The sequence below is a fragment of the Mycobacterium sp. 3-98 genome (assembly GCF_035918355.1).
GTDB lineage: Bacteria > Actinomycetota > Actinomycetes > Mycobacteriales > Mycobacteriaceae > Mycobacterium > Mycobacterium intracellulare.
In genome coordinates this window covers 1,090,100-1,111,854 of the sequence record NZ_CP142360.1, presented here as the reverse complement: position 1 = coordinate 1,111,854, position 21,755 = coordinate 1,090,100, and the positions used below count along the sequence as shown (strand labels likewise).

22 protein-coding genes and 1 pseudogene are annotated in these 21,755 nt (G+C 67.0%); 7 read left to right on the top strand and 16 right to left on the bottom strand.

Features of this window, described 5'->3' with window-relative positions; genetic code table 11:
- Positions 1-31 precede the first annotated feature (31 nt).
- A complete protein-coding gene (locus tag QGN30_RS05430) occupies positions 32-859 on the top strand; it encodes a carbon-nitrogen hydrolase family protein (RefSeq protein ID WP_038537732.1) in 828 nt (275 codons plus the stop codon).
- Positions 856-1,911 (top strand): LmeA family phospholipid-binding protein, encoded by a 1,056-nt coding sequence (locus QGN30_RS05425; RefSeq protein ID WP_026071176.1) that lies wholly within the window; start codon positions 856-858, stop codon positions 1,909-1,911. Before QGN30_RS05430 ends, QGN30_RS05425 begins: the two co-directional genes overlap by 4 nt.
- Before the next feature lie 19 nt (positions 1,912-1,930).
- On the opposite strand, the gene deoC is transcribed toward QGN30_RS05425, so the two are convergent.
- The 6 genes and pseudogenes from deoC to QGN30_RS05395 form a co-directional block, all read right to left on the bottom strand.
- A complete protein-coding gene (gene deoC, locus QGN30_RS05420) occupies positions 1,931-2,608 on the bottom strand; it encodes a deoxyribose-phosphate aldolase (protein WP_038537736.1) in 678 nt (225 codons plus the stop codon).
- The gene (locus QGN30_RS05415) at positions 2,605-3,009 is read right to left on the bottom strand and encodes a DUF2599 domain-containing protein (RefSeq protein WP_009953534.1); all 405 of its coding nucleotides are present in this window, start codon (positions 3,007-3,009) and stop codon (positions 2,605-2,607) included. The genes deoC and QGN30_RS05415 overlap by 4 nt, the downstream gene beginning before the upstream one ends.
- Positions 3,010-3,013: 4 nt before the next feature.
- On the bottom strand, positions 3,014-3,301 hold the full coding sequence (locus QGN30_RS05410) for a DUF2516 family protein (protein ID WP_008261234.1): 288 nt from the start codon (positions 3,299-3,301) through the stop codon (positions 3,014-3,016).
- A gap of 87 nt (positions 3,302-3,388) precedes the next feature.
- Complete coding sequence (hbhA, locus tag QGN30_RS05405; protein ID WP_008261246.1) at positions 3,389-4,006, bottom strand: heparin-binding hemagglutinin HbhA; 618 nt, start codon at positions 4,004-4,006, stop codon at positions 3,389-3,391.
- 189 nt (positions 4,007-4,195) lie between these two features.
- A pseudogene (locus QGN30_RS05400) lies at positions 4,196-4,634 on the bottom strand (helix-turn-helix domain-containing protein).
- 82 nt (positions 4,635-4,716) lie between these two features.
- Positions 4,717-6,099 carry a DUF445 domain-containing protein gene (locus QGN30_RS05395; protein WP_089152225.1) on the bottom strand — a complete coding sequence of 461 codons (1,383 nt, stop codon included), beginning with the start codon at positions 6,097-6,099 and terminating at the stop codon, positions 4,717-4,719.
- A 177-nt stretch (positions 6,100-6,276) separates the two neighbouring features.
- Between QGN30_RS05395 and QGN30_RS05390 the strand changes: the two genes are divergently transcribed.
- Both QGN30_RS05390 and pcaA read left to right on the top strand, forming a co-directional pair.
- Complete coding sequence (locus tag QGN30_RS05390) at positions 6,277-6,963, top strand: TetR/AcrR family transcriptional regulator (protein WP_026071174.1); 687 nt, start codon at positions 6,277-6,279, stop codon at positions 6,961-6,963.
- Positions 6,964-7,144: 181 nt separating this feature from the next.
- The gene (gene pcaA / locus QGN30_RS05385) at positions 7,145-8,011 is read left to right on the top strand and encodes a cyclopropane mycolic acid synthase PcaA (protein WP_008261257.1); all 867 of its coding nucleotides are present in this window, start codon (positions 7,145-7,147) and stop codon (positions 8,009-8,011) included.
- Between the two features lie 60 nt (positions 8,012-8,071).
- Here the strand turns inward: pcaA and QGN30_RS05380 are convergent, their stop codons facing one another.
- The 4 genes from QGN30_RS05380 to QGN30_RS05365 all read right to left on the bottom strand — a co-directional run bounded on the left by QGN30_RS05380 (position 8,072) and on the right by QGN30_RS05365 (position 12,624).
- A complete protein-coding gene (locus QGN30_RS05380) occupies positions 8,072-8,932 on the bottom strand; it encodes a cyclopropane mycolic acid synthase family methyltransferase (protein ID WP_038537744.1) in 861 nt (286 codons plus the stop codon).
- Positions 8,933-9,031: 99 nt separating this feature from the next.
- Positions 9,032-9,895, bottom strand: a complete 864-nt coding sequence (locus tag QGN30_RS05375) for a 3-hydroxybutyryl-CoA dehydrogenase (RefSeq protein ID WP_038537747.1) — start codon at positions 9,893-9,895, stop codon at positions 9,032-9,034.
- Positions 9,896-10,271: 376 nt separating this feature from the next.
- Positions 10,272-11,558 (bottom strand): isocitrate lyase, encoded by a 1,287-nt coding sequence (aceA, locus tag QGN30_RS05370; RefSeq protein ID WP_008261263.1) that lies wholly within the window; start codon positions 11,556-11,558, stop codon positions 10,272-10,274.
- Between the two features lie 268 nt (positions 11,559-11,826).
- On the bottom strand, positions 11,827-12,624 hold the full coding sequence (locus tag QGN30_RS05365; RefSeq protein ID WP_008261265.1) for an acyl-[acyl-carrier-protein] thioesterase: 798 nt from the start codon (positions 12,622-12,624) through the stop codon (positions 11,827-11,829).
- A 158-nt stretch (positions 12,625-12,782) separates the two neighbouring features.
- On the opposite strand from QGN30_RS05365, the gene ramB reads away from it, so the two are divergent.
- Both ramB and QGN30_RS05355 read left to right on the top strand, forming a co-directional pair.
- Positions 12,783-14,198 (top strand): acetate metabolism transcriptional regulator RamB, encoded by a 1,416-nt coding sequence (gene ramB, locus QGN30_RS05360; RefSeq protein WP_008261266.1) that lies wholly within the window; start codon positions 12,783-12,785, stop codon positions 14,196-14,198.
- On the top strand, positions 14,195-14,755 hold the full coding sequence (locus QGN30_RS05355) for a carboxymuconolactone decarboxylase family protein (protein ID WP_014383363.1): 561 nt from the start codon (positions 14,195-14,197) through the stop codon (positions 14,753-14,755). The genes ramB and QGN30_RS05355 overlap by 4 nt, the downstream gene beginning before the upstream one ends.
- Here QGN30_RS05355 and QGN30_RS05350 read toward each other — a convergent pair.
- The 6 genes from QGN30_RS05350 to exaC form a co-directional block, all read right to left on the bottom strand.
- The gene (locus QGN30_RS05350) at positions 14,750-15,031 is read right to left on the bottom strand and encodes a hypothetical protein (protein WP_248923249.1); all 282 of its coding nucleotides are present in this window, start codon (positions 15,029-15,031) and stop codon (positions 14,750-14,752) included. The genes QGN30_RS05355 and QGN30_RS05350 overlap by 6 nt on opposite strands.
- Before the next feature lie 7 nt (positions 15,032-15,038).
- The gene (gene lpdA / locus QGN30_RS05345) at positions 15,039-16,436 is read right to left on the bottom strand and encodes a dihydrolipoyl dehydrogenase (RefSeq protein WP_014383364.1); all 1,398 of its coding nucleotides are present in this window, start codon (positions 16,434-16,436) and stop codon (positions 15,039-15,041) included.
- 144 nt (positions 16,437-16,580) lie between these two features.
- Positions 16,581-17,153, bottom strand: coding sequence for a hypothetical protein (locus QGN30_RS05340; RefSeq protein WP_038537751.1), 573 nt, complete (start codon positions 17,151-17,153; stop codon positions 16,581-16,583).
- Positions 17,146-17,424 carry a putative holin gene (locus tag QGN30_RS05335; RefSeq protein ID WP_026071173.1) on the bottom strand — a complete coding sequence of 93 codons (279 nt, stop codon included), beginning with the start codon at positions 17,422-17,424 and terminating at the stop codon, positions 17,146-17,148. Before QGN30_RS05335 ends, QGN30_RS05340 begins: the two co-directional genes overlap by 8 nt.
- Positions 17,425-17,443: 19 nt before the next feature.
- The gene (locus QGN30_RS05330) at positions 17,444-17,950 is read right to left on the bottom strand and encodes a DUF779 domain-containing protein (RefSeq protein WP_051475351.1); all 507 of its coding nucleotides are present in this window, start codon (positions 17,948-17,950) and stop codon (positions 17,444-17,446) included.
- Positions 17,951-17,978: 28 nt separating this feature from the next.
- Entirely contained in the window at positions 17,979-19,502 is a 1,524-nt protein-coding gene (gene exaC, locus QGN30_RS05325; protein WP_038537753.1) for an acetaldehyde dehydrogenase ExaC, read from the bottom strand.
- Positions 19,503-19,567: 65 nt separating this feature from the next.
- Here exaC and QGN30_RS05320 point away from each other — a divergent pair, with 65 nt between their 5' ends.
- A complete protein-coding gene (locus QGN30_RS05320) occupies positions 19,568-21,748 on the top strand; it encodes a prolyl oligopeptidase family serine peptidase (RefSeq protein ID WP_248923250.1) in 2,181 nt (726 codons plus the stop codon).
- The last annotated feature ends 7 nt before the right edge of the window (positions 21,749-21,755 follow it).

The following is a 21,755-nucleotide window of genomic DNA, read 5'->3' as shown; positions in this document are numbered from 1 at the left end:
CTCACCGTGACTTCGCTCTAAGCTGGCCTTCATGCGAATCGCCCTGGCGCAGATCCTCAGCGGCACCGATCCCGCAGCAAATTTGCAGCTGGTGCGCGACTACAGCCGCCGGGCCGCCGATGCGGGCGCGAAGCTGGTGGTGTTCCCGGAGGCCACCATGTGCCGGTTCGGCGTCCCGCTCGGCCCGGTCGCGCAGCCGCTCGACGGCCCCTGGGCCGACGGGGTGCGCAGCGTCGCGGCCGAATCGAAGATCACCGTCGTCGCCGGCATGTTCACCCCGGCCGGCGACGGGCGGGTGAAAAACACGCTGCTCGCGGCGGCACCCGATCAGCCGGGCGCCCACTACGACAAGATCCACCTCTACGACGCGTTCGGCTTCACCGAATCGCGCACGGTCGCGCCGGGACACGAACCCGTGGTGATCACGGTCGACGGCGTCGACGTCGGGTTGACCGTTTGCTACGACATCCGTTTCCCGGAGCTCTACACCGAGCTGGCCCGCCGCGGCGCCCAGGTGATCGCCGTGTGCGCGTCCTGGGGCGCGGGCCCGGGCAAACTCGACCAGTGGACGCTGCTGGCCCGCGCCCGCGCGCTCGACTCGATGAGCTACGTCGCCGCCGCCGGTCAGGCGGACCCCGGTGCCGCGCAGGCGGAATCCGGATCGGGCGCACCCACCGGGGTCGGCGGCAGTCTGGTCGTTTCGCCGCTGGGCGAGGTCGTCGCGTCGGCCGGTGCGGAGCCGCAGCTCGTGGTCGCCGACGTCGACGTCGACAGGGTCGCCGAGGCGCGCAAAGCCATCGCAGTCCTCAGCAACCGCTCGGCCTTTGCTCAGGTGGATAGGGCAGAATCGGTACGGTGACGAACCCACAAGGACCCCCGAACCAGGACCCGTCGAAGTGGGCCCGTCCCTCCAACCAGGGACCGTTCGGGCAGCCTCCCACGGAACGGCCAACCGAGCGGATCAGCACAGGCGGCCCAGGTCACGTGCCCCCGCCGGCACCGCCACCGCCGCCCGCTCAGGGTCCCCCGCCGGGCCAGACGGAGCGGTTCGGGACGCCCCAGCCCAACATGCAGCAGCGCGGCTACCCGCCGCCGCCCACCCCGCCCGCCGGCCCGACCGAGCGGCTGGCCACTGCGCCCGGCGATGACGCCACGCCGGGGAAGAAGAAGCGCCGCTTCGGTCGTGATCCGGTCTCGGTCCTGCTGATCTTCATCATCGTTTTCGCGCTGATCATCGCCGGGCTCATCGGGGCCGAGCTGTACGTGCGCCACGTCGCGGACACCAAGGTCGCCGAGGCAGTGGCCTGCGAGGTCAAGGACCAGGCCACCGCGTCCTTCGGGGTGACGCCCCTGATGCTGTGGCAGCAGGCGACCAAGCACTACACCAACATCTCGGTGCAGACTGCCGGCAACAACATCCGCGACGCCAAGGGCATGAAGCTCTCGCTCAACATCAACGACGTCCGGATCAAGGACACGGCCAACTCGAAGGGCACCATCGGCTCGCTGGACGCGACCATCAGCTGGACGAGTGACGGCATCAAGGAATCGGTGCAGAACGCGATCCCGGTGCTGGGGCCCTTCGTCACCAACACCGTGACCACGCATCCCGCTGACGGCACGATCGAGCTCAAGGGCATGTTGGACAACATCACCGCCAAGCCGGTGGTGGAGGGCACCGGGCTGAAGCTGCAGATCGTCAGCTTCAACGCGCTCGGCTTCACGATGCCCAAGGAATCCGTGCAGTCGACCCTGGACGACTTCACCTCGAACCTGACCAAGAACTACCCGCTGGGCATTCACGCCGACAGCGTGCAGGTCACCGACAAGGGTGTGACCAGCCACTTCTCGACACGCAACGCCAGCATTCCCGCCGGCGACAACAACAACCCCTGCTTCGCCAACCTCTGACGGCCGGGCTCGGGCGGTTTCAGCCGAGCCCGTCGAGCACTCCCCGGGTTCCCGAGAGGCCCAGCCGGGTCGCGCCGGCATCCAGCATCGCGAGCGCATCCGCGGCGGTGCGGATGCCGCCGCTGGCCTTCACGCCCAGCCGGCCACCGACCGTCTCGGCCATCAGCGCAACGGCCCGCGCGGACGCGCCGCCGGTCGGATGAAACCCGGTCGAGGTCTTGACGAAGTCGGCGCCGGCGTCTTCGGCCGCGCGGCACACCCGCGCCAGCGTGTGCTCGTCGGCCAGCGCCAGCAGCGCTGAGGATTCCACGATCACCTTGAGCACCGCGCCGCCGACGGCGTCGCGCACGGCCTGAATGTCGGAGCGCACCGCATCGACGTCGCCCGCCAGCGCCGCGCCGACGTCGATGACCATGTCGACCTCGCAGGCGCCGGACGCCACGGCCAGCGCGGCCTCGTGCGCCTTGACCGCCGAAACATGCTTGCCTGACGGGAATCCCGCGACGCTGGCCACCCGCACGCCGGCGCCGGCGTGCACGGCGACGGGAACCATCGAGGGCGAGACGCAGACCGCGTACACGCCCAGTTCGGCCGCTTCGGCGACCAGGGCGGTCACGTCGGCGGCGGTGGCTTCGGGTTTGAGCAGGGTGTGGTCGACGAACGCCGCCAACTCCGCCCGCGTGGGGTGGCCGGTCATCCGAACGATTCTTCCCCACCGCCCGGATTGCAGTCGGAGGCAACCATTTCGGCGTCGTCGACGACCGGCCGCCAGGGCTCGAGGTTCCAGCTGGTCTTGCCGGGCCGCGCCAGTTCGGCGAACTGCCAGTGGCACAGGAACTGCGCACGCATCCCGGGGGTGTCGGCGTCGGGCGCCAGGGCGAGCACCTCGGACCAGGCCTCGTCGGCCCAGGCCATGCTCGTGGGCGTGCGGGAGGCGGTCCGGCCGGCCGGCGTGGGGAAGACCCGCAGGCTGCTACGGCCCTGCCACTGCGCCCATTCGGTGTGGTCGACCAAGGGTTCGGGCGCGGCGATCGCATGCGGGGGCGGGCAGCACAGCGCGACGAGCGCGGCGGCCGGCGCCGTCAGCAGCAGCCTCATCCCGCTAGCGCGACTTGCCCTGAATTTCCAGGAGTTTGGGCCGCACGTCGACCAGGTACACGCCGGCCGCGCAGGCCGCGATCGCCATGCCCAGCACCCCGAAGACGAAGCCAAGGATGGATGTCAGGGCCACGGCCCCGGCCAGAATCAGCAACCACACGGGCTTGGTCAGCTTGTCGGCGGCGGTGTAGGCGTCGGGTCGCTGCAGCGCGGCGTGCACGAATGCGTAGATCGCCGTGACCAAGACGGCGATCTGCAAAACCAGCATGACGGTACCCACGAGGTGGTTCACGCCTCAAGCGTAGGCGGGCACCCTCCAAAACGTCGACTCCGAGTCACCCGGGGGCGACTCGGAGCCGAACGTCGTGCGAGCGTCGTACTACTTCTGGGTGACCTTCTTGGCCGCCGCCTTCTTGGCGGGAGCCTTCTTGGCCGGAGCCTTCTTGGCGGGCGCCTTCTTCGCGGGCGCCTTGCCGACGGCCTTCTGGGCCTTCTTGGCGGTCGCTTCGGTCTTGCCGGGCAGCTCGATGCCGACCAGCTTCGCGGCGCGCTCGCCGACCGCGCGGGTCTGCGACGCGACGGTGCCCAGCGCCTCCTGGGTCAGCTCGACGGCCTGGTCGACGTAGCCCTCCGCACGCGCGGAGGCGTCCTCGAACGCCGTCTGGCTGCGCAGCCGCTGCAGGGCCGCCTCGCCGCGCTCGACGAGCTCGTTGTACCGGCTGGTCGCCGCCTCCAGGTAGCCCTCGGCGGCCTTGCGCAGCTCGTCGGCGGTGAACCGGTCGCGCAGCTCGGTGAACTGCTCGGGCAGGTCCTCCTGCAGCTTGGTCAGGCGCGCGCGGCGCTCTTCCACCCGGGTGCGGGTTTCGACGCGGGTCTCTTCGGCGCGCTCGCGCAGGCTGGCGATCAGGTCGTTAACCGTGGCCAGGGCCAGGTCGGCCGCGCCCAGGGCCGCGAGCAAAGGAGCCCGCAAGTCTTCGATGTTCGAGTTTTCCGCCATGGTTTTTCCTTTCATGGTGTGGTTTGGCATTTGGTGTTTTCCGTTGTCAGGTGTCTGGTCGGGAAGTTAGGTGCAAACGTCTCCTTCGCAACTGGGGCCGCCAGAACCCGGGGTAGTTCGCCCAGCACGTGGGCTGGAATCAATAAATCCCTCCCTGTGGGGTAACCCCGGCGGCCGGTCGTCTATACATCACCGACCCGAGAGCGACTGTTCACTCGGTGTCGGATTGGGTCGAACACTCCTCATCGGTGGATTCGTTTTGCTGGGTGAACGATGCGTAGATGTCGAGCAGGATCTGCTTTTGGCGCTCGGTGATCGCAGTGTCGGTGACGATCGCGTCCCGCACCTGACTCTTGTCGGTGGGCTCGAGAATCCCGGCGCGCACATAGAGAACCTCCGCGGAAACCCGGAGGGCCTTCGCGATCTGGTTCAGGACGTCGGCGGAGGGTTTGCGCAATCCACGCTCCACCTGGCTCAAATATGGATTGCTGACCCCGGACTTCTCGGCGAGTTGCCGCACCGAAACCTGCGCGAGTTCACGCTGGCTGCGGATGAAGCTGCCGATGTCGGAGGCCATGTCGGAGGCAGCGTTGGACACCTTGGCGGAGAGCTTCTCCTCGGGCGCCATGCGTGCTCCTGGGTCGGGCGGTTGATCTTGACGACACCAGGGTACAACAAGTGCTTGCTATTGCAAGCACTTGTTAGCACTACTAGAAAAGCAGCTGCGCGACGGCGTAGATCACCAGGCCGGCCAGCGAGCCGACCACCGTTCCGTTGATCCTGATGAATTGCAGGTCACGGCCCACGTGGAGTTCGATGCGCCGGCTGGCCTCCTCGGCATCCCAGCGTTCGATGGTGTCGGTGATGATCGCTGTGATCTCCACCCCATATTGCGAGACCAGGTGCTGGGCCGCCCGCACGAGCCAGTTGTCGACCTTGTCCCGCAGGTCGACGTCGTCGCGCAGCGACTCCCCGATGCGCACGACCGTGTCGGCGATCCGCGTGCGCAGCGTGCTGGACGGGTCGTCCACGCCCTCGAGCACCAGGCGTTTGAGCGTCGTCCACGCCGTCGCGGCGGCGTTGGCGATCTCGTCGCGCGCCATGAGCTGCTCTTTGATGGCGTCGGCCCGCGCGATGGTGTCCGGGTCGTGCTGCAGGTCGTCGGCGAATTCGAACAGGAAGCGGGTCGCCGACCGGCGCAGCTCGTGGTCGGGGTTGCGGCGCACCTTGTCGGTGAAGTCCATCAGCTCGCGGTGGATGCGATCGCCGACCAGATGGTCGACGAACCGCGGCGACCAGGTCGGCGAGTCGCGCTCGACCACCCGCTGGATGACCTCGCCGGCGTTCAGCGACCACTGGAAGGCCCGGTCGGCCAGCAACTGGATCAGCGCCTCCTGCCGGTTCTCGGCCAGCAGCGTCGCCAGCACCCGGCCGACGGGCGGGCCCCATTGCGGCTCGGCGATGCGGCGCACGATCATCCGGTCGATCACCTGCTGGACGTCCTCGTCGCGCAGCAGCTCGACCAGCACCCGCAGCACCGTGGCCGTCTCGCTCGCCACCCGCTCGGCGTGCGCGGCCTCCGACAGCCATTTCCCGAGCCGGCCGGACACCTCGGCGTCGCGCAGCTTGGTTTCCACGACCTCCGGCGACAGGAAGTTCTCCCGCACGAACGCGCCCAGGCCCTCGCCCAGCTGGTCTTTCTTGCGTTTGATGATCGCGGTGTGCGGGATCGGTATGCCCAGCGGGTGCCTGAACAGCGCGGTCACGGCGAACCAGTCCGCCAGGGCGCCCACCATCCCGGCCTCCGCGGCGGCACCGACATAACCCACCCAGACGCCCGCGCCGGCATGCGCCTGGGCCCACCGGCAGGCGAGGAACACGCCGGTGGCACCGATCAAAAAGCTCAGCGCGACCATCTTCATCCGGCGCAGCGCCACCCGTCGCTGCGCGTCAGCCTCACGATCGGCGCCCGCGAAGGACTCGGCCAACGAGGTGCGTCCCCGGGCCGCGGCCGTCAACGGCGTCGCCGAACTCGGCCTCGCCGTCGGCGGGCCGGATGCGTCGCCTCGCACCGAGGCTCTGTGTGCCACCACTTCATCATCTATGTTCCCGGCGATTGGTGTGACGACACTGGTTGCCGAGCCCCTCGAACGCCGCTACATGCCCGGCCAGCGCCACAAACCGACCTGTCCACGCCGTAGTATCGAGAGCGTCTAGGGAATGGGAACTCGGCGACAGTGACAGAACAAATCACGGTTGTGCGCGTCAAAATGGATGGGCGCAAGCGGCGCTGGCATCAGCACAAGGTGGAGCGTCGTAACGAACTCGTTGACGGCACGATCGACGCGATTCGCCGCCTCGGCGGCGCCCTGAGCATGGATGAGATCGCCGCCGAGATCGGCGTCTCGAAGACGGTGCTCTACCGCTATTTCGTCGACAAGAACGACCTCACCACCGCCGTGATGATGCGGTTCACCCAGACCACGCTGATCCCGAATATGGCTGCGGCGCTGACGTCTAACCTCGACGGCTTCGACCTGACCCGCGAGGTCATCCGGGTATACGTCGAAACGGTCGCGAACGAACCCGAGCCCTATCGCTTCGTGATGGCCAACAGTTCCGCCAGCAAGAGCAAGGTCATCGCCGACTCCGAGCGGATCATCGCCCGCATGCTCGCGGTGCTGATGCGCCGGCGCATGCAACAGGCGGGCATGGACACCGGGGGCGCGGAGCCGTGGGCGTACCTGATCGTCGGCGGCGTGCAGCTGGCCACCCACTCCTGGATGTCCTATCCGCGGATGACTCGCGACGAGTTGATCGACTACCTGACGATGCTGAGCTGGAACGCGCTGAAGGGGATCGTCGAGGTCGGCGGGTCGCTGGAGAAATTCCGCGAGGAGCCGCACCCGTCGCCGATCGTCCCGCCCCGGGACGACGACGACGCGGCCGCCGGCTGAGACGGCCCGGCCGGCGCTTTTGGAATCCTGTCGGTCTCATGTGAGGCTGGGACGCAACCCCTGGGTAGGACGACTTCACCTGCCTCAGGGATTAGCATGCAGGAAGCGTCGGGGGACATAGCGGGGTTCTTGTTCGGCTGTGCGCCCCTGCCCCTCCGCGAAAAGAAAGGCTCGTGTCGACATGTCTGTGCAGCTCACGCCGCATTTCGGAAACGTGCAAGCCCATTACGACTTGTCTGACGACTTCTTCCGGCTGTTCCTGGACCCCACCCAGACCTACAGCTGCGCCTACTTCGAGCGCGACGACATGACCCTGGAACAGGCGCAGCTCGCCAAGATCGATTTGGCGCTGGGGAAACTCAAGCTCGAGCCGGGAATGACGCTGCTGGACATCGGTTGCGGCTGGGGTGCCACCATGCGGCGAGCCATCGAGCGCTACGACGTCAACGTCGTGGGCCTGACGCTGTCGGAGAATCAGGCCGAGCACGTGCAGAAATCCTTCGACCAGATGGACACCACCCGCACCCGCCGGGTGCTGCTGGAGGGCTGGGAGAAGTTCCACGAACCGGTGGACCGCATCGTCTCGATCGGCGCGTTCGAGCACTTCGGCCGCCAGCGCTACGGGCGCTTCTTCAAGATGGCCTACAACGCGCTTCCGCCCGGCGGAATCATGTTGCTGCACACCATCGTTCGGCCGTCGTTCAAGGACGCCCGGGCCAAGGGCCTGAGCCTGACCCACGAGATCGTCGAGTTCTCGAAATTCATCCTGGCCGAGATCTTCCCGGGTGGCTGGCTTCCGACGCCCCAGACCGTCGGCGAGTACGGGGTCACGGTGGGCTTCGAGCTCACCCGCGTCCAGTCGCTGCGGCTGCACTACGCGAGGACGCTGGACCTGTGGGCGGAGGCGCTCGAAGCCAACCGCGAGGAGGCCCTCGCCATCCAGTCCCAAGAGGTCTACGACCGGTACATGAAGTACCTGACCGGCTGCGCCGAGCTGTTCCGGGATGGGTACACCGACGTCAACCAGTTCACGATGGAGAAGAAGTAACCCCCTCCACGGAAACAATCAGCCCCGAACGGATCACCGTTCGGGGCTGACTCGACTGGGCTATTTGACCAACGTGAATTGCCCCACGTTGCTGATGCCCTTGCGGAAGAAATTCTCGCACCCGGTCAGATAGTGCATGTACTTGTCGTAGACCTCTTGGGATTGGACGGCGATCGCCTTTTCCTTGTTGGCTTCCAGATTCGCCGCCCAGATGTTGAGGGTCCGCGCGTAATGCTCCTGCAGCAACTGCACCCGCTCGACCGAGAATCCGGCGGCCTCGCCGAACTTGAAAATGTCCTCCTGCGCCGGCAGTTGGCCACCCGGGAAAATCTCCTGGCCGATGAATCGCGCGAACCGGATATCGCTCATCGTCAATGTGACGCCGAGAGCGGGATATTCCTGCCACTGATACATCAAAATGGTGTGCAAAAGCATCCGGCCGTCGTCGGGAAGGATGTCATAGGCGAGATCGAAAAATGCGGGATAGCGCTCCATCTTGAAGGCCTCGAAGGCGCCGATCGTCACGATCCGGTCGACCTTGTCCTCGAACTCTTCCCAGCCCTGCAGGCGCACTTCGATGTTGCGGTCCGTCGGCAATCCGGCCAGCATCTTCTTGCTGTACTCGAATTGGTTGCGGCTCAGCGTGATTCCGATGACGTTGACGTCGTAGCGCTCGACGGCCCGTTTGAGCGCGCCGCCCCAGCCGCAGCCGATGTCCAGCAGGGTCATCCCAGGCTCGAGGTTCAGCTTTCCCAGCGCCAGGTCGAATTTCGCATTCTGGGCCTCTTCGAGGGTCATGTCGTCGCGCTCGAAATAGGCGCACGTGTAGGCCATCGTCGGGTCGAGAAACAATGCGAAGAATTCGTCCGAGACGTCGTAGATGGACTGCGACTCCTCGTAATACGGCTCAAGCCTCGTCATCCGCGGTACATACCTTTCGTCGTATTAAACGCACGCATACTAGCCGACGGCATAGCGGCCAGCGTGTCATGCGCCCCGCGGTATGTCACCCGCGAGTGGTCAGTACTTGTAGAAGCCCTGGCCGGTCTTCTTGCCGAGCCGGCCGGCCTCCACCATGCGCAGCAGCAGCGGCGGCGGCCCGTACTGCGGCTCCTTGAACTCCTCGAACATCTTGTCCGCGATCAACTTCAAGGTGTCCAGGCCGACCAGGTCGGACAGGCGCAGCGGGCCCATCGGGTGCGACAGCCCGGCCACCACAGCCTTGTCCACATCCTCGACCGTGGCAAATCCGGCCTCCACCATGCGGATCGCCGATAGCAGGTAGGGCACCAGCAACGCGTTCACCACGAAGCCGGACCGGTCCGAGCAGCGCACTACCTGCTTGCCCAGGACCGCGCTCGCGAACTCCTCGGTGCGCGCGGCGGCGGCCTCGTCGGTGACCAGCGTGCTGACCAACTCGACCAGCGGCAACACCGGCACCGGGTTGAAGAAGTGCAGACCCAGCACGCGTTGCGGGTTCTTGGTGGCCGCGGCGATCTTCATGATCGGGATGCTGGAGGTGTTGGACGCCAGCACCGCGTCGGGATCGGTGATCACCCGGTCGAGTTCGGCGAAGACCTGTGCCTTGACGGCGTCGTCCTCGATGATCGCCTCGATGACCAGTTGGCGGTCGGCGAGGTCGTTCAGGTCCGTGGTGAAGGTGAGCTTTCTCAGCGCGCGGTCGCGTTCGCGCTCGGTGACCTTGCCCGCGCTGACGCCGCGCTCCAGCGACTTGACGATGCGGTTGCGTCCCGCCGCGATGAGGGCCTCGGTGGTCTCGAACACCGTCACGTCGACGTCGGCGCGGACCGAGACCTCGGCGATGCCGGATCCCATCTGGCCGGCCCCGACTACGCCTACTCGCTGAATCGCTGCGTCACTCACTTCAATTCTCTCCGGTTCTCTGCGGTGACCGTATCGTCTTGCACCGCAATAGGCCCCGCCCAGGGTTGGCCTGGGCGGGGCCTACGCTACTTCATCTCATTTTCGGTGCGACGAGCGTGTACTCAGGGCGAAAGTTCGGCCGAATTCTCACCACCGATGCACGCTCGGCGCGCTTGCGGCATGCGCCGCTCGCGGCCTGCGCCGCTCGGGCTCAGTGACTCAAGCCGTCGGTTTCACTTCGTCCTCGCGGCCTGCACCGCTCGGGCTCAGTGACTCAAGCCGTCGGTTTCACTTCGTCCTCGCGGCCTGCGCCGCTCGGGCTCAGTGACTCAAGCCGTCGGTTTCACTTCGTCCTCGCGGCCTGCGCCGCTCGGGCTCAGTGAAACTGCCCCTCTTCGGTGGAGCCGGTCAGCGCGGTGGTCGACGAGCTCGGGTCGACCGTGGTGGCGATGCGGTCGAAGTAACCGGCACCCACCTCACGCTGGTGCTTGGTGGCGGTGTAGCCACGCTCCTCGGCGGCGAACTCGCGCTCCTGCAGCTCGACGTAGGCGCTCATCTGGTTGCGGGCGTAGCCGTAGGCCAGGTCGAACATCGAGTAGTTCAGGGCGTGGAAGCCAGCCAGGGTGATGAACTGGAACTTGAATCCCATTGCGCCGAGCTCCTTTTGGAACTTCGCGATGGTGGAGTCGTCAAGGTGCTTCTTCCAGTTGAACGACGGCGAGCAGTTGTAGGCCAGCATCTGGTCGGGGAACTCGGACTTGACGCCCTCGGCGAACTTCGCGGCGAGTTCGAGGTCCGGAGTGCCGGTCTCCATCCAGATCAGGTCGGAGTACGGCGCGTACGCCTTGGCCCGGGCGATGCAGGGCTCCAGGCCGTTGCGGACCCGGTAGAAGCCCTCCTTGGTGCGCTCACCGGTGATGAACGGCTGGTCACGCTCGTCGACGTCCGAGGTGATCAGGGTGGCCGCCTCGGCGTCGGTCCGGGCGATGACGACGGTCGGCACGTCGCACACGTCGGCTGCCAGCCGGGCCGAGGTCAGGGTGCGGATGTGCTGCTGGGTCGGGATCAGCACCTTGCCGCCCAGGTGACCACACTTCTTCTCCGAAGCCAGCTGGTCCTCCCAGTGCGAGCCCGCCACACCGGCCGCGATCATGGCCTTCTGCAGCTCGTAGACGTTGAGCGCGCCACCGAAACCGGCCTCACCGTCGGCGACGATGGGGGCCAGCCAGTTCTTCACCGAGGTGTCGCCCTCGACCTTGGCGATCTCGTCGGCGCGCAGCAGCGCGTTGTTGATCCGGCGGACCACCTGGGGCACCGAGTTGGCCGGGTAGAGGCTCTGGTCGGGGTAGGTGTGCCCGGACAGGTTCGCGTCCCCGGCGACCTGCCACCCGGACAGGTAGATGGCCTTGAGGCCGGCGCGCACCTGCTGGACGGCCATGTTCCCGGTCAGCGCGCCGAGCGCGTTGATGTACTCGAGGTCGTGGAGCTGCTCCCACAGCACCTCGGCGCCGCGGCGGGCCAGGGTGGCCTCCTCGACGACGGTGCCCTGCAGGGCGACGACGTCCTTGGCGCTGTAGGTGCGGGTGACGTCCTTCCACCGCGGGTTGGTGTCCCAGTCCTTCTGAATCTGTTCGGCGCTCTTGGGGGTGCCAACGACAGACATGGGCATGCTCCTTCACGATCTTCACTACTGGGTTGCTGAACGCCTCACCGGCGGTAGCTAGCGGCTCAACTTCACTGGTGTGCTAACTCGAAGATGGCACAGCTCAGGGGGGCCGGTCCACCCGTTTCAATTGCCAATTTCAGCAACGGGAACGGGCGAATTTGCGAATCTTGTTAAGTTGCTAACTTGCTTGACCGTTTCAGAAGCTACCCGTCAGTAACCCCAAAGCCGCAGGTCAGAGGGCAATTTAACCGGGACGCTTGTCCTGTTACCTAGCAAAGATCGACGCGACGGCTTTCGTCTCGTCGCCGACGGCGTATGTGAGCGTTGTAACAGTGCGATCGGCCAGGTCGGGACCGAATTGCTCGGTCGATCCGGCGGGGTGGATGTGCGAGATGATCTCCAGCTTGTCCCCCAGCGCCACCGGCGCCTCGTGCTCGATCGTGATGCGCAACGGCGCCTGCATCAGCTCGGTGTGCGAGGCCAGGTAGTCCTCGACCACGCTCCAGTACACCGAGTTGTTCATGTGGTCGAACAGGTCGATGTCGGTGACCCGGACGGGAAACTCGTGGATCTCGACCGCGTCGTCCCGGCTGCCCGGCTTCAGATAGGACTTCCATCGCAGCCGGTCGACCGACGTGGTCTTGTGGAGGCCCGCCAGGAAGTCGTCGGCGATGCGCGAGGGCATCTGGGTCTCCCGGTTGATGTTGATCCAGAAGGCCTCGGACTCGATGAGCCCGCCCTTGCGCTTGCCGTCGATGCGGACCCGCATCTCGCACCAGCGATTGGAGGTGCCCGAGCACCATCTGCGCATCCGCAGCATGTCGCTGAATTCGACCGGTCGGATCAGGTCGATCATGGTGCGCCGGACGATCCACAGCGGATGGGTCTCCTCGAAACCCATCTCGCGTAGCTGGTCCTGGCCGATGTCCTGGATGTGCCGGCACGCGGCGTCCAGTCGCAGCCGGCCCGTGCGGTCGATATCCCCGACCCGCAACGGCCACTGGCGGTCGAAAACGTCCGGGTGACCGTCGGGCACCGGCATCAGTTGTTTATCCAGGCTCACGGTGCGCTCCCCGTTTCCTCCTCGCGGTTACCCCAGGTTAAGGCCCGAGGCCCCGGTCGAATAATGCCAACGAGGGCCATCGAACACCAATCGCGACGCGCGAGACCCGGTGCCAACTCTGCGAACCAAAGCTTCGCAAGGCCGGTAACCTCGGTGAGGTGTCCAAGACGTTCGTCGGCTCGCGGGTCCGCCAGCTGCGCAACGAGCGCGGGTTTTCCCAGGCCGCGCTGGCTCAGATGCTGGAAATCTCCCCGAGCTACCTCAACCAGATCGAGCACGACGTTCGCCCCCTGACGGTGGCCGTGCTGCTGCGCATCACCGAGGTGTTCGGGGTGGACGCCACGTTCTTCTCCTCACAGGACGACACCCGTCTGGTCGCCGAGCTGCGCGAGGTCACCCTCGACCGCGACCTCGACATCGACGTCGACCCGACCGAGGTCGCCGAGATGGTCAGCGCTCATCCCGGGTTGGCGCGGGCGGTGGTCAACCTGCACCGCCGTTACCGGATCACCACCGCGCAGCTGGCGGCCGCCACCGAGGAGCGGTTCTCCGACGGCAGCGGCAGCGGATCGATCACCATGCCGCACGAGGAGGTGCGCGACTACTTCTACCAACGGCAGAACTACCTGCACGAGCTGGACACCGCCGCCGAGGAGCTCACCATCAAGATGCGGTTGCACCACGGCGATCTGGCCCGGGAGTTGACGCGCCGGCTCACCGAGGTGCACGGGGTGCACATCAACCGCCGCATCGATCTCGGCGACACCGTGCTGCACCGCTACGACCCCGCCACCAAGACGCTGGAGATCAGCAATCACCTCTCGCTGGGGCAGCAGGTGTTCAAGATGGCCGCCGAACTGGCCTACCTCGAGTTCGGGGACCTGATCGATGACCTGGTCGCGCAGGGCAAGTTCACCAGCGACGAGTCGCATACGCTGGCCCGGCTCGGTCTGGCCAACTACTTCGCCGCGGCCGCCGTGCTCCCCTACCGCCAATTCCACGACGTCGCAGAGAATTTCCGCTACGACGTCGAACGGTTGTCCTCGTTCTACTCGATCAGCTACGAGACCATCGCGCACCGGCTCTCGACGATGCAGCGCCCGTCGATGCGCGGGGTGCCGTTCTCCTTCGTCCGGGTCGACCGCGCCGGCAACATGTCAAAACGCCAGTCCGCCACCGGTTTTCATTTCTCCTCCAGCGGAGGCACCTGCCCGCTGTGGAACGTCTACGAAACCTTCGCCAACCCGGGCAAGATCCTGGTCCAGATCGCGCAGATGCCCGACGGCCGCAACTACATGTGGGTGGCCCGCACCGTGGAACGACGCGCGGCCCGGTATGGTCAGCCCGGTAAGACCTTCGCGATCGGCCTGGGGTGCGAGCTTCGCCACGCGCACCGGCTCGTCTACTCGGAAGGACTCGACTTGTCGGGGGAAATCTCCACACCGATCGGCGCGGGATGCCGGGTCTGTGAGCGCGACAACTGTCCGCAGCGCGCCTTCCCGGCGCTCGGGCGCGCGCTCGATCTCGACGAGCATCGCAGCACGGTGTCCCCGTACCTGGTGACGCAACCGTGAGTCCCGACGGCCGCATCCCGCCGGGGCGATTCCGCCAACTGGGACCGATCAATTGGGTGATCGCGAAGCTGGGCGCGCGCACCGTGCGCGCACCGGAGATGCACCTGTTCACGACCCTGGGCCAGCGCCAGTTGCTGTTTTGGACGTGGCTGGCCTACGGGGGCCGGCTGCTGCGCGGGAAGCTCCCGACCATCGACACCGAGCTGGTGATCCTGCGGGTCGGACACCTGCGGGCGTGCGAATACGAACTGCAGCACCATCGCCGGATGGCGCGCAAGGCCGGGCTCGACGCCGGCGTGCAGGCCGCGATCTTCGCGTGGCCGGAACGGCTGGACCCGGTCGAGGGGCGCCTGACCGTGCGTCAGCAGGCGCTGCTGGCGGCGACCGACGAGTTCGTCAACGACCGCACCGTCACCGACGCCACCTGGCGCGAGCTGGCGACTCACCTGGACCGGCGGCAGCTGATCGAATTCTGCTTGCTGGCAAGCCAATACGACGGGCTGGCCGCGACGATGGCCACGCTCGAGATTCCGCTGGACAACCCGCAGCAGCTATAGGTAGACGTCGGCCAAAATGGCCAGCGTCAGGACCACGGGAAGTACCGGCAGGCCGAAGGCGAACGCCGCCCAGCCCAGCTTCCCGCGTCGTCGCTGCCAGGCACCCCAGATCGCGGCGCCGATTCCCAGCACCACCGAGGCCAGCAAGACCAGCGGACCCCACTGGCCCGCCGTCGCGTTGTCCCCGGTCGAAATGCCCGGCAGCCACACGACATAACCGGTCGCCAGGCCGGCGACGGCGCCCGCGATCGTCTGGGGCGTGACGGTGCGAATCATGCGCGGCTCAGAAATTGATCATGTGTCCGGTCAGCCCGTGGAAGCATTCCTGCAGCGCCTCGGACATGGTCGGGTGGGTGTGCACGTTGCGGGCCAGCTCGGTGGCGGTCAGATCCCACTTCTGCGCTAGCGTCAGCTCCGGAAGCAGCTCCGAGACATCGTGCCCCACCAGGTGACCGCCCAGCAGCTCACCGTATTTCGAGTCGGCGATCAACTTGACGAACCCGCTCGGGTCGCCGACACCGTGGGCCTTGCCGTTCGCGGTGAACGGGAACTTCGCCACCACCACGTCGTGGCCTTCCTCGCGGGCCTGCTCCTCGGTGAGGCCGAAGCTGGCCACCTGAGGCTGGCAGAAGGTCGCGCGCGGCATCATCCGGTAGTCACCGAGCGCCAAAGTCTCTGCGCCGGCGATGGTTTCGGCCGCCACGACGCCCTGGGCCTCAGCGACGTGGGCGAGCTGCAGCTTCCCGGTGACATCGCCGATGGCGTAGATGTGCTCGATGTTGGTGCGCATGTAGTCGGTGATGCCGATGGCCTTGCGGTCGGTCAGCGCGACCCCGGCGGCCTCGAGGCCGTAGCCCTCGACGTTGGGCGCAAAACCGATGGCCTGCAACACTTTCGCGGCCTTGAGCTCCTGGGTGTTGCCGTCCTTGCTGACGGCCACCGTCACCTCGGCACCGTTGTCGGAGATCGACTCGACCTTGGTGCCGGTGAGGATTTTGACGCCCAGCTTCTTGAACTGCCTCTCGACCTCCTTGGACACCTCGGCGTCCTCGTTGGGCAGCGCGCGCGCCAAGAACTCCACGACGGTCACGTCGACCCCGTAGTTGCGCAGCACGTAGCCGAACTCCATGCCGATCGCTCCGCAACCGGCGATGATGATCGACTCAGGCAGCTCGCGGGACAGGATCAGTTCCTCGTAGGTGACCACGTTGGCCGACAGCGAGGTGCCCGGAACCAGCCGGGTGCTGCTGCCGGTGGCGATGATGGCGTTGTCGAACGTGACCGTCTCGGTCCCGCCGTCGTTGAGTTCGACCGAGATGGTGTTCGCGTCGGTGAACCGGCCGTAGCCGTGGATCTCGGTGATCTTGTTCTTCTTCATCAGGAAGTGCACGCCCGCGACGCGGCCCTCTGCCACCTTACGGCTGCGGTCGAAGGCGACGCCGTAGTCGAAGGTCGCCTCTCCGCTGATGCCAAAGGTCTTGGCCTCTTTGGTGAAGATGTGCGCGAGTTCGGCGTTGCGCAGCAGCGCCTTGGACGGAATGCAGCCGACATTGAGGCAAACCCCGCCCCAGTACTTCGGCTCGACGACCGCGGTGGAAAGGCCGAGTTGTGCGGCGCGAATGGCCGCGACATATCCGCCGGGGCCGGCCCCGAGGACGACGACGTCATAGTGAGAAGTCACGTGCCCACCCTAGTGGGCGCCGGCTCGCAGCGGACAACGCCGTGAGTCGCGCCGCTTCCAACGCGCCGAGCGTGGGCGCTACGTACCGGAAACGCCGGAAATTCGTCCCTCACCTCCACACTCGCGGGGCGCCTCGGAATCATGTCAATACGGAATGACGCCGACCAGGCAGTGGCCCACTCGCTCGCAGTAGTAGTAGCCGTACAGGGGTGCCGCGCCGGCCACGGCGGCGAACGGCCCCGACATCAGCGCCACCGACAGCGCGGAAACCAGCGGCCTGCCGTGCACCATCGCGAGCATCACGCCGCCGACCACGCACACCGCCACGTAGACCAGCACCGCGAACAGCGCCGGGGTCTTGTCGATCGAGCCGTACCACCACGAGAACAAACCCAGCCCGACCACGGCCGCGGCGGCCCACACGCCCAGCAGCATCAGGGCCAACTTCCACCACTTGACGTAGAAGTAGCGACCGGGGACGGTGACCGACTGCACCGGGACGACGGATCCGGCGGCGACCTCCGGTTCGGGCTCGCCGGGTTCGGGCTCGGTGGCCGCCGGCCGCTCGCCGGTGTCCGCGATCTCGGAGTCGGAGTCGTCGTCGAAATCGGGGACCCAGGACTGGGTCCCGGTGTCCTCGGTCTCGCGTTCATCGTCGGAGAAGTCCGGCACGAAGGCCTCGGTCCCGGGGCTCGCGGCGTCCTTGTCGTCAGGCACCGGCGGTCACCCGCAACGCGACGAGCACACCGAACCAGCCCGGCGCCGCCGCCAGGATGAACGCGCCCAGCGCGGTGACCCAGCGGCGCCCGGAGAACAGGATCATCGTCAGCCCGACGACGCTGGGGATGCCGACCACCGACGCGATCGCGATGTCCGGGCGGACGCTGGCGTGGACCACGACGGTGTACGCCACGCACGCCAGGGCCCCGACCGCGCTTCCGATCAGCATGGCGCCGGCCAGTAACCAGGGACGGGGCAGGGGAATCACTTTCTCGACTGTACTGCGGTCACCGAGGCGCAGGGCATGTCTGCGCGCCCGCGTCGGCCACCACCGGACCGCGTGTCGCGGGCCGTTCACCCTGCTCGTAACCGGCGCCCGTGATGACCGGCGCGCCGGCCAAAGACGCCTGTTCTTCGGCGGTGAAGACGCGACCGCGGGACAGGAACCGGACGCCGTCGGGTGCCTCCAGGCTGAACCCGCCGCCGCGGCCGGGCACCACGTCGATCACCAACTGGGTGTGCTTGTCGCGATAGTGGGCCGCGTACTGTGGGCCCGAAATCCACACCGGCACCCCGTCGGGTCCGACGTCGAGCACCCCGAGCAGGACGTCGCGATCGCCGACCAGGAAGTCGCCGAGCGGGTAGCACATCGGCGACGAGCCGTCGCAGCAGCCGCCGGACTGGTGGAACATCACCGGGCCGTGCGCCGCCTGCAGCCGCGTCAGCACCTCGGCGGCCGGGGCGGTGATGGCCACTCCGGCGGGCGCGAGACCCTTGGCGCCGCTCCCCCTCATCGCTTCGCTCTGCATCGTCGCCGGCGCGTCAGAAGAACCCTTGCGCCTTCTCGGAGTAGGACACCAGCATGTTCTTGGTCTGCTGATAGTGGTCCAGCATCATCTTGTGGTTCTCCCGGCCGATGCCGGACTGCTTGTAGCCGCCGAACGCCGCGTGGGCGGGATAGACGTGGTAGCAGTTCACCCACACCCGGCCGGCCTGGATGTCGCGCCCGGCACGGTAGGCGGTGTTGCCGTCGCGGCTCCACACCCCCGCCCCCAGGCCGTAGAGGGTGTCGTTGGCGATCGACATGGCGTCGTCGTAATCGGAGAACGACGTCACCGCCACCACCGGCCCGAAGATCTCCTCCTGGAAGACCCGCATCGAGTTGTCGCCGCCCAGGATGGTGGGCTGCATGTAGAAGCCGCCGGACAGGTCGCCGCCGAGCTCGGCGCGTTCGCCTCCGGTGATCACCTTGGCGCCCTCGTCCTTGCCGATTTCGATGTAGGACAACACCTTTTCCAGCTGGTCGTTGGACGCCTGCGACCCCAGCATGGTCTCAGAGTCCAGCGGGTCGCCCTGCCGGACCGCCTTGGTGCGGATCGCGGCCAGCTCCAGGAACTCGTCGTAGATGTCGGCCTGGACCAGGCTGCGCGACGGGCAGGTGCACACCTCGCCCTGGTTGAGGGCGAACATCGTGAAGCCCTCCAGCGCCTTGTCCTGATAGTCGTCGGCCTTGGCCATCACATCGGAGAAGAAGATGTTGGGGCTCTTGCCCCCGAGTTCGAGGGTGACCGGGATCAGGTTCTGCGACGCGTACTGCATGATCAGTCGCCCCGTGGTGGTCTCGCCGGTGAACGCGATCTTGGCGATCCGGTTGCTCGATGCCAGCGGCTTACCGGCCTCGACACCGAACCCGCTGACGACGTTGATCACCCCGGGCGGCAGCAGGTCGCCGATCAGCGACATCAGGTAGAGCACCGAAACCGGCGTCTGCTCAGCGGGTTTGAGCACCACCGCGTTGCCGGCGGCCAACGCGGGCGCCAGCTTCCAGGCGCCCATCAGGATGGGGAAGTTCCACGGGATGATCTGCCCGACCACGCCGAGCGGCTCGTGGAAGTGGTAGGCGACGGTGTCGTCGTCGATCTGGCTCAGCGAGCCCTCCTGGGCGCGCAGCGCCGCGGCGAAGTACCGGAAGTGGTCGGCCGCCAAGGGGATGTCGGCGGCCAGCGCCTCGCGGATCGGCTTGCCGTTGTCCCAGACCTCGGCCACCGCCAGTGCGGCGGTGTGTTCGTCGATGCGGTCGGCGATCTTGTTCAGGATCGCGGCCCGCTCGGCCGGCGCCGTCTTGCCCCACGCCGGCGCGGCCGCGTGGGCGGCGTCGAGCGCCTTGTCGACGTCGGCCTCATCCGAACGGGCCACCTCGCAGAACGTCTGGCCGATGACCGGTGTCGGGTTCTCGAAGTAGCGCCCCCGCGCCGGCGGAACCCACTGCCCCCCGATGAAGTTCTCGTAGCGAGACTCATACGACATCAACGCCCCGGCGGCACCTGGACGTGCGAAAACGGTCACTGCTCTCACTCCTCGTTCAGCCGTGTAATACACCTCACAGTACCGCCGTGGCCACAATGGCTTCCATGGCTTCCAACGCTTCCACGACGCCGCACGCGCGCACCGACCCGCAGGACAGTGAAGACCCCTACCTCTGGCTCGAGGACGTCACCGGTGACGAGGCGCTGGATTGGGTGCGGGAGCGCAACGAGCCGACGCTGGCGCGCTTCCGCGACACCGATTTCGAGCGGATGCGCACCGAGGCGCTCGAGGTGCTCGACACCGACGCCCGCATCCCCTACGTGGTACGCCGCGGCGAATACCTCTACAACTTCTGGCGTGACGCGGCCAACCCCCGCGGGCTGTGGCGGCGCACCACGCTGGACAGCTACCGCACCGATACCCCCGAGTGGGACGTGCTGATCGACGTCGACGAACTGGGCCGGGCCGACGGCGAGAAATGGGTGTGGGCCGGCGCCGCCGTCATCTACCCCGAGTACACCCGCGCGCTGGTCAGCCTCTCCCGCGGCGGCTCGGACGCCTCGATCGTGCGCGAATTCGACATGCTGACAAGGGAATTCGTCACCGACGGATTCGAACTTCCGGAAGCCAAGTCGCAGGTCAGCTGGGAAGACCCCGACACCGTCCTGGTCGGCACCGACTTCGGGCCCGACACGCTCACCGATTCGGGCTACCCGCGGGTGGTCAAGCGGTGGCGCCGGGGCACACCCCTGGCCGAGGCCGAGACCGTCTTCGAGGGCGCCCGTTCCGACGTGAACGTGGCGGCCAGCGCCAGCCGGATCCCCGGGTACGAGCGCACCCTGATCGGGCGGGCGCTGGACTTCTGGAACGAAGAACTCTACGAGCTGCGCGGGCCGGAACTCATCCGCATCGACACCCCCACCGACGCCAGCGTGAGCCTGCACCGCGAATGGCTGCTGGTCGAGCTGCGCAGCGATTGGTTCTTCGGCGGCACTACCTATGGCGCCGGGTCGCTACTGGCCGCCGACTACGAGGAATTCCTCGGCGGCACAGCGCAATTGCAGGTGGTCTTCGAACCCGACGAACACACGGCGCTCAACCACTACGCGTGGACCCGCGACCGGCTGGTGATCGTCTCGCTGGTGGACGTGGCCAGTCGCGTCGAGATCGTCACCCCGTCACGGCCATCGGGTGACGACCCGCTGCGCCCGGCTCCGCCGCGCTTGCGATCGTCACGGGCATCGGGTGACGACCCGCTGCGCCCGGCTCCGCCGCGCTTGCGATCGTCACGGGCATCCTGGCGCCGCGAACCCGTGGCCGGGATCCCGGCCGCCACCAACACCGTCGTCGTCTCCGCCGACGACACCGGCGACGAGTTCTTCCTGGATTCCAGTGGATTCGACACACCGTCCCGGCTGATGCGGGGCACCGACGACGGGGCCCTCGAACAGCTCAAGTCCGCCCCGGCGTTCTTCGATGCCGAAAACATCTCCGTGACACAGAACTTCGTGAAGTCGAAGGACGGCACGCCGATCCCCTACTTCGTGGTGCGGCCCACCGGCCCGGCGTCCGACGGACCGGCGCCCACCCTGCTCTACGGCTACGGCGGATTCGAATCGTCGAACACGCCCGGTTACAGCGGCGTGCTGGGGCGGCTGTGGCTGGCCCGCGGCGGCACGTACGTGTTGGCCAACATCCGCGGCGGCGGCGAATACGGTCCCGAGTGGCACACCCAGGCGATACGCGAGGGCCGGCACAAGGTCGCCGAGGACTTCGCCGCCGTGGCAACCGATTTGGTGGTCCGCGGCATCACACGCGTCGAGCAGCTCGGCGCGCAGGGCGGCAGCAACGGCGGCCTGCTGATGGGCATCATGCTGACCCAGTACCCGGAGAAATTCGGCGCGCTGGTGTGCAGCGTCCCGCTGCTGGACATGAAGCGCTACCACCTGCTGCTGGCCGGCGCGTCGTGGGTGGCCGAGTACGGTGACCCGGACAACCCCGACGATTGGAAATTCATCGCCGAATACTCGCCCTACCAAAACATTTCGGCGACGCGCCGGTACCCGCCGGTGCTGATGACCACGTCCACCCGCGACGACCGGGTGCATCCGGGGCACGCCCGCAAGATGACCGCGGCCCTCGAGGCCGCCGGCCACCCGGTGTTCTACTACGAGAACATCGAGGGCGGCCACGCCGGTGCGGCCGACAACGAGCAGGTCGCCTTCAAGTCGGCGCTGACCTACTCGTTCCTATGGCAGATGCTGGGCGGGCGCACGCAGTCATAGGATCGAC

Excerpts from the sequence above, each read along its gene's own strand:
- QGN30_RS05430 (WP_038537732.1), top strand. The coding sequence starts at position 32 with ATGCGAATCGCCCTGGCGCAGATCCTCAGCGGCACCGATCCCGCAGCA.
- deoC (WP_038537736.1), bottom strand. The coding sequence starts at position 2,608 with ATGACCGGCCACCCCACGCGGGCGGAGTTGGCGGCGTTCGTCGACCAC.
- QGN30_RS05415 (WP_009953534.1), bottom strand. The coding sequence starts at position 3,009 with ATGAGGCTGCTGCTGACGGCGCCGGCCGCCGCGCTCGTCGCGCTGTGC.
- hbhA (WP_008261246.1), bottom strand. The coding sequence starts at position 4,006 with ATGGCGGAAAACTCGAACATCGAAGACTTGCGGGCTCCTTTGCTCGCG.
- QGN30_RS05390 (WP_026071174.1), top strand. The coding sequence starts at position 6,277 with ATGGATGGGCGCAAGCGGCGCTGGCATCAGCACAAGGTGGAGCGTCGT.
- pcaA (WP_008261257.1), top strand. The coding sequence starts at position 7,145 with ATGTCTGTGCAGCTCACGCCGCATTTCGGAAACGTGCAAGCCCATTAC.
- QGN30_RS05380 (WP_038537744.1), bottom strand. The coding sequence starts at position 8,932 with ATGACGAGGCTTGAGCCGTATTACGAGGAGTCGCAGTCCATCTACGAC.
- aceA (WP_008261263.1), bottom strand. The coding sequence starts at position 11,558 with ATGTCTGTCGTTGGCACCCCCAAGAGCGCCGAACAGATTCAGAAGGAC.
- QGN30_RS05350 (WP_248923249.1), bottom strand. The coding sequence starts at position 15,031 with ATGATTCGCACCGTCACGCCCCAGACGATCGCGGGCGCCGTCGCCGGC.
- QGN30_RS05330 (WP_051475351.1), bottom strand. The coding sequence starts at position 17,950 with ATGAGGGGGAGCGGCGCCAAGGGTCTCGCGCCCGCCGGAGTGGCCATC.
- QGN30_RS05320 (WP_248923250.1), top strand. The coding sequence starts at position 19,568 with ATGGCTTCCAACGCTTCCACGACGCCGCACGCGCGCACCGACCCGCAG.